This is a genomic window from Stenotrophomonas sp. PS02298, from assembly GCF_029959445.1.
GTDB lineage: Bacteria > Pseudomonadota > Gammaproteobacteria > Xanthomonadales > Xanthomonadaceae > Stenotrophomonas.
Genome location: NZ_JASCOR010000151.1, coordinates 1 through 10,660, shown reverse-complemented (window position 1 = coordinate 10,660; position 10,660 = coordinate 1). Strand labels below are relative to the sequence as shown.

The following is a 10,660-nucleotide window of genomic DNA, read 5'->3' as shown; positions in this document are numbered from 1 at the left end:
GGCGGGAATCGCTCTGGCTCTGGCTTGCTCCTGAATTCGCACTGGCCAGGCCAAATCAACAGCGAACAGCCAAAGCAAGAGCGATTCCCGCCTTCGCGGGAATGACGGCTGTAGAGCATGGGCAAAGCAACGCCAAAGCAACCCGGCCAACTGCCTCAACGCTCAAACTTGGTTGAAAGAATGATCGCGCTGTTGGTCCGCTCCACCCCATCCACCGCACCGATGGCGTCGGTCACCACATCCATCTCGCTGACCCCACCCACCACCACCATCGCGATCAGGTCGTGGTTGCCGCTTACCGAATGCAGCGAGCGCACCTCGGTGATGTCACGCAGCGCCTTGACCACGGCCGGCATCTTCTTCGGCAGGACGGTGATCAGCACGTGCGCACGCACCTGGCCCTGCTCGTAGTCCTCATGGGTGCGCACCGTGTAGCCGGCAATCACTCCCAACTGCTCGAGCCGGTCGATGCGGCTCTGCACCGTGGTCCGTGACAGGCCAAGCCGGCGGGCGATCTGCGCGGTGGAGGCGCGCGCGTCCTCGCGCAATACGGACAACAGGCGTTCGTCGGCGGGAGAAATATTCACATTGCAAACCAGCTTCGTCGATTCGCCGAAATTACCCGAAAATCCGTCGAGATCATAGCTGCCATATGTCCAGAATCTCCACATAATGGGTATATACAAGAAACTTCTGGAGATGAGCATGACCGTACTCGGCCCCCTCGCCCCGCTTCGCGCACACGCCGGCAACCGCCTGACCCAAGGTCTGGACGACGCCAGCGTTGAACGCCTGGCCGTCGCTCACCCGGACCTGGCTGGCGCCATCGCCGCTGCCGCCAGCGAATACGCTCGCATCAAGGACGAAGCTGCCGACCTGCTGGATCTGGACGAGCACGACCAGATCGCAGCCATGCAGGCCGGCTTCGTCAATTTCTACGCCGACGACGCCGTCGTCCCGTACATCGCCCTGGCCGCCTGCGGCCCGTGGGTGGTCTCGCTCAAGGGCGCCGTACTGTATGACGCCGGCGGCTACGGCATGCTTGGCTTCGGCCACACCCCGGCCGACGTGATGGCCGCTGCAGCCAAGCCGCAGGTGATGGCCAACATCATGACCCCGAGCCTGGCCCAGCGCCGCTTCGTGCAGGCCATGCAGAAAGAGATCGGCCACAGCCGCGGCAGCTGTCCGTTCTCGCATTTCATGTGCTTGAATTCCGGCTCCGAGGCCGTTGGCCTGGCCGCTCGCATTGCCGACATCAACGCCAAGCTGCAGACCGATCCGGGTGCACCGCATGCCGGCGCCACCATCAAGCGGGTGGTGATCAAGGGCAGCTTCCACGGCCGCACCGACCGCCCGGCGCTGTACTCCGACTCCAGCCGCAAGGCCTATGACCAGCATCTGGCCAGCTACCGCGGCGAGAACAGCGTCATCACCGTACCGCCCTACGACGAAGCAGCGATGCGCAAGGTGTTTGCGGATGCCAAGGCCAACAACTGGTTCATCGAGGCGGTATTCCTGGAGCCGGTGATGGGCGAAGGCGACCCCGGCCGCGCCGTACCGGCCAGCTTCTACAAGCTGGTCCGCGAACTGACCCGCGAGCACGGCAGCCTGCTGCTGATCGATTCCATCCAGGCCGCGCTGCGTGCGCACGGCACCCTGTCCTTCGTCGACTACCCGGGCTACGAGACGCTGGATCCGCCGGACATGGAAACCTATTCCAAGGCCTTGAACGGCGCGCAGTTCCCACTGTCGGTGCTGGCCGTCACCGAGCATGCCGCCAAGCTCTACCGCAAGGGCGTGTACGGCAACACCATGACCACCAACCCGCGCGCGCTGGATGTGGCTGTTGCCACCCTCGCCCGCCTGTCGCCGGAAGTTCGCCAGAACATCCGCCTGCGCGGTGAACAGGCCGTGCAGAAGCTGGAAGCACTCAAGACCAAGCTCGGCGGCCTGATCACCAAGGTGCAGGGCACCGGCCTGCTGTTCTCCTGCGAACTGGCCCCGCAGTTCAAATGCTATGGCGCCGGCTCCACCGAAGAATGGCTGCGCATGCACGGCGTCAACGTGATCCACGGCGGCGAGAACTCGCTGCGTTTCACCCCGCATTTCGGCATGGATGAAGAAGAGCTCGACGTGCTGGTGGACATGGTTGGTCGCGCGCTGGTTGAAGGCCCGCGCCGGGCGCAAGCTGACGCTGCTTGATCTTCTGTGATGCGTAACGAAACAGGCGGCCATTGGCCGCCTGTTTCTGTTTGCAGATCCAGAAGCTCCCGCTCTCTCAACGTACGCTGGTGACCGCCAACGCAGGACCGGGCTGTCCACCCCAGCCGCCCAGTGCCTTGTAGACAGCAACGACACTGACATTCACCGACGCTTCCGCTGCCGCCAACGCATCGTCGGCAGCCAACTGATTGCGCTGCGCATCCAGCAAGGCCAGGAAGTCTTCCGAGCCTTCGCGATAACGCAGCTGCGCAAGCGATTCCGCCTTGCGTGCGGCCTGTGCCTGCTCAGCCACGATGCCCAAGCGTGCCTGCTGCTTGGCATAGCGGGTCAGCGCGTTCTCGGTGTCTTCCAATGCCAGCAGCACCGCCTTCTCGTACTCGGCTGCCGCGCCATCGGCCTGCGCCTTGCTGGCACGCAGGCGTGCCCGCACGGTGCCGAAGTCGAATGCCGCCCAGCTGATCGACGGGGTCAACGACCACGCCTTGTTGTTGCCGTTCACCAGACCGGAAGCATCGCCGCCAAGGAAGCCGACGAAACCACTCAGGCTGATGCGCGGGAACAGATCGGCCGTCGCCACGCCAACACGCGCCGTGGCTGCAGCCAGGCGACGCTCGGCCATGCGTACATCGGCACGCTGCCGCAGCAGGTCGCTGGTGTCGCCCAGTGGCAAGGCCTTGGCGAATGCAGGCACTTCACGTGGCTGCAGCAGTGTGTCCAGCGAACCGGGACGCTGCCCAAGCAGCACGGCAAGACGATGCCGCGACTGCACTTCGGACACTTCCAGCAACGGAATATCCGCCTCGATCGCCTTCAGACGGGCACGACTGCTCTGCACGTCCAGCTCACTGCCAGCGCCAAGCTCCAACCGGGTTTCGGTCAGCCGCTGCGTCTCGCGCAGGTTCAACAGCGTGTCGCGGGCAACGGCGATCCGCTTCTGTGACCCGCGCAGCTCGAAGTAGTTGCGTGCCACTTCGGCCGCCACCATCACCTGCGCGTCGGCCAGGTTGTCGCGCTCGGCGCCGAGGTCGGCCCTTGCCGCTTCGGCTGCACGCCGCTGCCGACCAAACAGATCCAGCTCCCAGCCTGCGTCGAAACCAAGCTGATAGGTTTCGCTATAGACACGCTCGCCGCCGACCGATGCGTCGGGCTGCTTGCGCCGGTCCTGGCTGCCAGCAGCGGTCACGTGTGGGAGCTGATCCAAGCGTTGCTCGGTGAACGCTGCACGTGCAGCGCGCACGCGGGCCATGGCGATCTGCAGATCCAGGTTGTCGCCCAGCGCGCCCTGCACCAGCTGTGCCAACACCGGATCATCAAACTGCGCCCACCAGTTGGCCACCGGTGGTGCGCTGGAGAACGCAGCATCTGCCGCGCCCTGCAGGCTAACCGGCTCTACCGGTGCTGCCTTGTAGTCCGGACCAACGGTCACGCAACCGGCCAACAAAGCGCTGGCCATTGCCGTCACCAATACGCGCATCACCACGGCAGCACCTCACCGAGGTAGCTGAAGCTGCCGGTCGGGCCATCGGCGCCAATCAAGGCCATGCCGACGCTGGAACGTGCGCCTTCGACGACATCGATCTCACCTTCGCCACCGTTCATGTCGGTCTTGACATAGCCCGGATGCACCGCGTTGACCTTGATCGGGCCTTCGCGCAATTCGTGCGCCAGCTGCACGGTCCAGGCGTTCAGCGCGCTTTTGGAAGCGTTGTAGGCCGGCACGATGAAACCGTAGATCGAAGAGCCCGGCTGCGCATGCAGGGTCAAGGAGCCGAGGATACTGGACACATTGACGATGCGTCCGGCCGGTGCAGCGCGCAGCAGCGGCAGGAATGCAACGGTCACTTCAACCACGGCGAACAGATTGGTGTTGAAGGTGCTGCGCCAGGTTTCCAGCGATTGGCCGCTGGCACCGGCCTGCAGGTCATCGACCAGCACGCCGGCGTTGTTGACCAGGATATCGAGCTTGCCGTGCTGCTGCGTCACGCGCTCAACCGCTACCGCGATGCTGTCAGGATCATTGACGTCGAGCTGGATGGCTTCCACCGGCAGGCCTTCCGCCTTCAGCTCCTGCGCCTTTGCGGCGGCAGTGTCGTAGTTGCGCCCGGCCAGCAGCGTATGCACGCCCGCGGCTGCGAGCTGGCGCACGGTCTCAAGACCGATGCCACGGGTGGCGCCGGTAACCAGGGCAACGTTGGTGTTCTGGGTATTCATCTGCTTTTCCTTGGGGGAATGAATTGATACAAGCCCGATAACATTTCAAACCGTCCCTGCCAGTGAAGGTGACAAGGACCTGCGGGAGGCAACACATCTGCAGCCTCCCGCAACGGAGTTACACCTGCCATCAATGGTGAAGGGTCGGCTCACCATGCTGTACCAGCTTGCCGCCGCCATTGCGTGACACGAACTTGCGCAGCGCCACGTAGAACACCGGGGTCAGGAACAGACCGAACAAGGTCACACCCAACATGCCAGCGAACACGGTGATACCCGTCACCGAGCGCACCTCGGCACCGGCGCCATGCGAGAGCACCAGCGGCACCGTGCCGGCGATGAAGGCGATCGAGGTCATCACGATCGGACGCAGACGCAGCCGGCAGGCTTCCAATGCCGCCTCGACGATGCCCTTGCCCCCCATCTCCAACTCACGGGCGAACTCGACGATCAGAATCGCGTTCTTGCATGCCAGGCCCATCAACACCACCAAGCCTACCTGCACGAAGACGTTGTTATCACCGCCGGTCAGCCATACCCCGAACAACGCCGACAGCAAGGTCATCGGGACGATCAGGATCACCGCCAGCGGCAGCGACCAGCTCTCATACAGGGCCGCCAACACCAGGAAGGCCAGCAGGATCGCCACCGGGAACACGATGAAGGCCGCCTTGCCCTGGGTCGCCTGCTGGTAGCTCAGGTCGGTCCATTCGGTGACCATGCCGGCCGGCAGCACCTGCCCGGCAATCTCGGTGAGCTTGTTCATCGCCTCGGCCGAGGACAGCATGCGCGGATCTGCTTCACCGGCCAGATCAGCCGCCGGGTAACCGTTGAAGCGCAGCACCGGATCCGGGCCATAGGTTTCCTTGACGGTCACCATCGAACCGATCGGCACCATCTCGCCGCGATCATTGCGGGTACGCAGCTTGCCGATATCTTCCACGCTGTCACGGAACTGACCATCAGCCTGCGCGATCACCTGCCAGGTACGGCCGAACTGGTTGAAGTCGTTGACATAGGCCGAACCCAGGTAGGTCTGCAGCGTGTCGAACAACTCGGTCAGCTGCACGCCTTGTGCCTTGGCCTTCACACGGTCGACCTCTGCATCCAGCTGCGGCACGTTGGCCTGGTAGCTGGTGATCGGATAGGCCATGCCCGGCGTCTGTGCCACCGCGCCCTGCATGCTCTGCACTGCGTTCTGCAAGGCGCCATAGCCGAGATTGCCACGGTCCTCGATGAACATCTGGTAGCCGTTGCCGTTACCCAAACCAAGGATCGGCGGCGGCATCATCGCGAAGGCAAACCCTTCCTGCAGCCCGGCGATCTTCTGGTTGATCTCGGCATTGATCTGCGCGGCAGTACGGCCCTTGCGTTCGTTGAACGGCTTGAGCGGAATGAAGGCCACGCCGGTGTTTGGCGTATTGGTGAACTGCAGCGCATTCAAGCCGGGGAACGAGATGGTGTGGGCAACGCCATCGGTTTCCTGGGCGATCTTGGCGACCTTGCGCAGCATTTCATCGGTACGTGCAATCGACGAGCCTTCCGGCAGTTTCACACCGGCGATCAGGTACAGCTTGTCCTGGGTCGGGATGAAGCCCGGCGGCACCAGCTTGAAGATCACCCCGGTACCCACCAACAGCACGGCATACACAACGAACACCGCGCCGCGACGACCGAGGATGCGTGACACACCGCGCTCATACTTCTCCGAGCTGGTCTTGAAGAAGCGGTTGAACGGACGGAATACCCAGCCAAACAGCTTGTCGATCAAACGGCTTGGCGCATCCTTGGCCGCACCATGCGGCTTGAGCAGGCGCGCAGCCAGCGCCGGCGACAGGGTCAACGAGTTGATCGCCGAGATCACCGTGGAAATGGCAATCGTCACCGCGAACTGCTTGTAGAACTGGCCGGTGACGCCGGACAGGAACGCCATCGGCACGAATACCGCACACAGCACCAGCGCAATCGCGACGATCGGGCCGGACACTTCCTTCATCGCCTGGTGCGCGGCAGCCGTGGGCGACAGGCCTTCCTCGATGTTGCGCTCGACGTTTTCCACCACCACGATCGCGTCATCGACCACGATGCCGATCGCCAGCACCAGGCCGAACAGGCTCAGCGTATTGATCGAGAAGCCCAGCAGGTACAACGCAGCAAATGTACCGACCACCGACACCGGCACTGCGATCAGTGGAATGATCGACGCACGCCAGGTCTGCAGGAACAGGATCACCACCAACACCACCAGCGCGATGGCTTCCAGCAACGTGGTCACCACGGCCTTGATCGAGTCACGCACGAAGATGGTGGTGTCGTACACCGCCTCGTACTTCACGTCGGCCGGGAAGCTCTTCTGCAGCTCGTCCATGGTGCCGATCACGGAATCGCGGATGTCCAATGCGTTTGCACCCGGCGCCTGGAAGATGCCGATACCGACCGCGTTCTTGCCGTCCAGCTGCGAACGCAAGGTGTAATCGCCCGCGCCCAGTTCGATGCGGGCAACGTCGGACAGACGCACCATTTCGCCTTCGCCACCGGCCTTGAGCACGATGTCGCCGAACTCCTGCTCGCTGCGCAGGCGGCCCTGCGCATTGATCAGGGTCAGGAACTGGCTGTTGGGCATGGGCTCGGCGCCAAGCTGGCCGGCTGACACCTGCACGTTCTGTTCGCGCATGGCGCTCACCACGTCGCTGGCGGTCAGTCCGCGCGAGGCAACCTTGTCCGGGTCCAGCCAGGCACGCATGGCGTAGTCACCGCCACCGAAGATCTGCGCATCACCGACGCCGGGAATACGCGCCAGACCGTCCTTGACGTGCAGGCGGGCATAGTTGCGCAGGTACAAGGTGTCGTAGCTGCCCTTGGGCGAAGTGAGGTGCACGACCATCAGGAACGTCGGCGACTGCTTCTGGGTAGTCACGCCCTGCCGCCGCACGTCTTCAGGCAAGCGCGCCTGCGCCTGCGCGACGCGGTTCTGCACCTTCACCGCCGCTTCGTCCGGATCGGTGCCCGGGCGGAAGGTGACGGTCATCTGCAGCACGCCGTCGGAGCCGGCCACCGACTTGAGGTACATCATGCCCTCGACGCCGTTGATCGCCTCTTCCAGGGGTGTCGCCACCGTCTCGGCGATCACCTTGGGATTGGCACCCGGATACACAGTGCGCACCACCACCGACGGCGGCACCACTTCCGGATACTCACCAATCGGCAGGAAGGGAATGCTGACCAGGCCAGCGGCGAAGATCACGATCGACAACACCGCCGCGAAGATCGGCCTGTCGATGAAAAATCTGGAAAAATCCATGGGAAATCCTTGGAAAAGCTGGCGTCAGGCTGCAGCCGCCCTGCCCGCCCCCAATCGGGAGCAGGCAAACACGGCCGGCTGCCACGCCGGCAAAGGTAGTTGGCGGCTTAGTTGATGCTGCTCACGGCCTGGGTGGCTGATGCAGCGGTGCGCTGCATCGCAACCGGCTTGGCCTGCACCGGCATGCCTGGCATGAACACCTTCTGCACGCCGTCGACGATGACCTTGTCGCCGGCGGCCAGACCCTGCTCTACGATGCGCAGGCCCTCGGCATTGCGGCCGAGCTGGACATCACGACGCTGCGCCTTGTTGTCCTTGTCCAGCACGAAGACGTACTTGCGATCCTGATCCGTCAGCACCGCCTTGTCGTCCACGAGTACTGCCTGGAACTGGCCGCTACCCAGCAGCTGCACACGAGCGAACAGGCCTGGAGTGAACTGGCGGCTGGCGTTGTCCAGCAGTGCGCGCACGCGGATGGTGCCGGTACTGCGGGTGATCTGGTTGTCGAGGAAATCGACTTTGCCTTCGTGCGGATAGCCCTGCTCGCCACTCAGACCAACCTTGACCGGCAAGGCCTGGTCACGCTCGCTCGGGCGCTCACCATTGCGCGCCATCTGCACGTAGCGCAGGTAGGTGGACTCGTCGGCGTCGAAGTAGACATGCACCGTGTCCAGCGACACCAAGGTGGTCAGCACGCTGGCTGCATCACCGGCGGTGACCAGGTTGCCAGCGGTCACCATCGCACGGCCTGCACGGCCATCGATCGGCGCACGTACCTTGGTGAACTCCAGGTTGAGACGCGCCGCATCCAATGCTGCCTGTGCGGCCTGCACCTGCGCACCGGCCTGATCTGCACTGGCACGGCGTTGTTCGGCGGTTTCCGCAGCAATAGCCTGTTGCTCCGCCAGGCGACGGGCGCGCTCGGACTCGCTGCGTGCAAGACCAGCCTGCGTGCGTGCGCGATTCAATTCGGCCTGCGCCCGGTTGAACTCGGCCTGGTAGCTGCGCGCATCGATAGTGAACAGTACGTCGCCCTTCTTCACCTCATCGCCCTCGACGTAATTCACCTTGTCGATGTAGCCAGATACGCGCGGACGCAATTCAACGCTCTGCACGGCCTCGACGCGGCCGCTGAACTCGTCCCACTGCGCAACCTGCTTGATCAGCACTGGCGCAACGCTTACTTCGGGTGCTGGTGGCGCGGCGTTTTCCGCGTGGCCGCCACTGCAGGCGACCAGTACGGCCAAACTCAGCGCTGACATGCCTGCCAAGGCAACGCGGCGCAACGCGGGTGATGGGGAGATGCCTTTCATTTCGTGCTCCAAGGGGGAGGTGATCAGGGAATTGCAAAAAAACGGAATGGAGCTCGACATCGCGGTGGCGCCAGCCCGTCACGCGACAATTTGCGCAGCTGGGCCCTGGGCGGGCGGATCAGCGGCGGTGGCGGCGGAATCACTGTCCCGTCCGCGGAAATTTTTGGACCACCAATGGGACAAACAACCCCAGGACCCGTCGCAGCATCGCAACACCTTGCCGCTTGGCGCCTCGAGGGGCAGCCGCCTGCATGTCGCCAAGCAAGGCCTCAAACTGCAATGGATTCAATTGATTGCAGGCCAACCTTGAAGGCAAAGCATTGCGGTAACTGGGTTCACGGCGAGGTGCTGGCAGGGCCATGGGGGAGCGCATGCGCATGACGGCATGTCCGGATTGGATACAGGCATACAAGATAGGGCCCTAATCCAGACTTGATTAGTACGGATTGAAGGGAATAATCATCCCGTCGCCGGCACAATTCCGTTGCCGCAAGAGTCCCAACCATGGCCAACGATCTCAACGACACCCTGATCTTCGTCAAAGTGGTCGAACAGGGCAGTTTCACTGCCGCTGCGCGCCTGCTCGGCCAACCCAAGACCACGGTCAGCCGCAAGGTGCAGGAGCTGGAAACCCGACTGGGCGCCCGCCTGCTGCACCGGACCACGCGCCGCCTGGGCCTGACCGAGGCCGGGACCGTGTATTACGAGCACTGCCAGCGTATTGCCCGTGAACTGGATCAGGCCGAAAGCGCGGTCAGCCAGTTGCAATCCGGCCCCCGCGGCTGGCTGCGTTTCACCGTTCCGTACTCGATTGGCACCTGCTGGATTGCACCGCTGCTGGGCCAGTTCCAGAGCGAGTACCCTGAGATCCGGGTCGACATGCACTTGGGCAATGAGACCTTGGACCTGATTTCAGGGGAAGTGGACCTGGCACTGCGCGTTGGCGCACTGCCCGACTCCAACCTGATCGCGCGCAAGCTGGGCAGCCTGCGCACCCAGGTATTCGCCAGCCCCGCCTATCTCGCCGTGCACGGCGAGCCCAAGCACCCGGATGAGCTGCAATTCCATCGCACCTTGGCGATCCGCAAGATCCATCATGGACAGACCCAGCGTTTTACATGGGCATTGGCCGAAAATGGTGGAGAGATGCGCGAATTTACGGTCAACCCGCTACTGGTGGCAAATGACCCTTCAGCACTGAACGCCGCCCTGGTGGCCGGTGAAGGCCTGATGCTGAGCAGCGACGTGATGGCCAAGCCCTTTGTTGAGTCCGGCATGGTGCGACAGGTTCTGCCCGGCTGGACTGGCCCGGATTACGACTTCAATGCGGTATTTGCCGGCGGCCGCCTGGTCTCCCCCAAGGTGCGCGCGTTCATCGACTTCCTGGTCGCCAAGCTCAACTTCGACGCCAACTACATGATGTTGCAGTGCCCGAATGCCAAGCGCCTGGCCGATATCGAGCAGGAGTACCAGCAGCGCTCAAAGGGCCACCCGAAACTGCGGGTGGTGGAAGCACTCAGCGCCTGAGTGCGGCACTACCCGTCAAACAGAAACGGCGGCCAACAAGGCCGCCGTTTGTGTTTGGATCTGTGTCTTATAAACAAATCCCCGC

Annotated in this window: 6 protein-coding genes and 1 pseudogene; 2 read left to right on the top strand and 5 right to left on the bottom strand. The window is 63.3% G+C overall.

Annotated elements, in window-relative coordinates; genetic code table 11:
* Positions 1 to 155: 155 nt before the first annotated feature.
* Complete coding sequence (locus QMX78_RS17355) at positions 156 to 587, bottom strand: Lrp/AsnC family transcriptional regulator (RefSeq protein WP_282271858.1); 432 nt, start codon at positions 585 to 587, stop codon at positions 156 to 158.
* A gap of 118 nt (positions 588 to 705) precedes the next feature.
* Here QMX78_RS17355 and QMX78_RS17350 point away from each other — a divergent pair, with 118 nt between their 5' ends.
* On the top strand, positions 706 to 2,202 hold the full coding sequence (locus QMX78_RS17350) for an aminotransferase class III-fold pyridoxal phosphate-dependent enzyme (protein WP_282271856.1): 1,497 nt from the start codon (positions 706 to 708) through the stop codon (positions 2,200 to 2,202).
* A gap of 76 nt (positions 2,203 to 2,278) precedes the next feature.
* Here QMX78_RS17350 and QMX78_RS17345 read toward each other — a convergent pair whose 3' ends face one another.
* The 4 genes from QMX78_RS17345 to QMX78_RS17330 all read right to left on the bottom strand — a co-directional run bounded on the left by QMX78_RS17345 (position 2,279) and on the right by QMX78_RS17330 (position 8,997).
* The gene (locus QMX78_RS17345) at positions 2,279 to 3,703 is read right to left on the bottom strand and encodes an efflux transporter outer membrane subunit (protein WP_282271855.1); all 1,425 of its coding nucleotides are present in this window, start codon (positions 3,701 to 3,703) and stop codon (positions 2,279 to 2,281) included.
* On the bottom strand, positions 3,697 to 4,434 hold the full coding sequence (locus tag QMX78_RS17340; protein ID WP_282271854.1) for an SDR family oxidoreductase: 738 nt from the start codon (positions 4,432 to 4,434) through the stop codon (positions 3,697 to 3,699). Before QMX78_RS17340 ends, QMX78_RS17345 begins: the two co-directional genes overlap by 7 nt.
* A gap of 130 nt (positions 4,435 to 4,564) precedes the next feature.
* A complete protein-coding gene (locus QMX78_RS17335) occupies positions 4,565 to 7,735 on the bottom strand; it encodes a multidrug efflux RND transporter permease subunit (protein WP_282271853.1) in 3,171 nt (1,056 codons plus the stop codon).
* Between the two features lie 107 nt (positions 7,736 to 7,842).
* A complete protein-coding gene (locus tag QMX78_RS17330) occupies positions 7,843 to 8,997 on the bottom strand; it encodes an efflux RND transporter periplasmic adaptor subunit (RefSeq protein ID WP_282271860.1) in 1,155 nt (384 codons plus the stop codon).
* 555 nt (positions 8,998 to 9,552) lie between these two features.
* On the opposite strand from QMX78_RS17330, the pseudogene QMX78_RS17325 reads away from it, so the two are divergent.
* A pseudogene (locus tag QMX78_RS17325) lies at positions 9,553 to 10,500 on the top strand (LysR family transcriptional regulator); the annotation flags it as partial.
* Positions 10,501 to 10,660 lie beyond the last annotated feature (160 nt).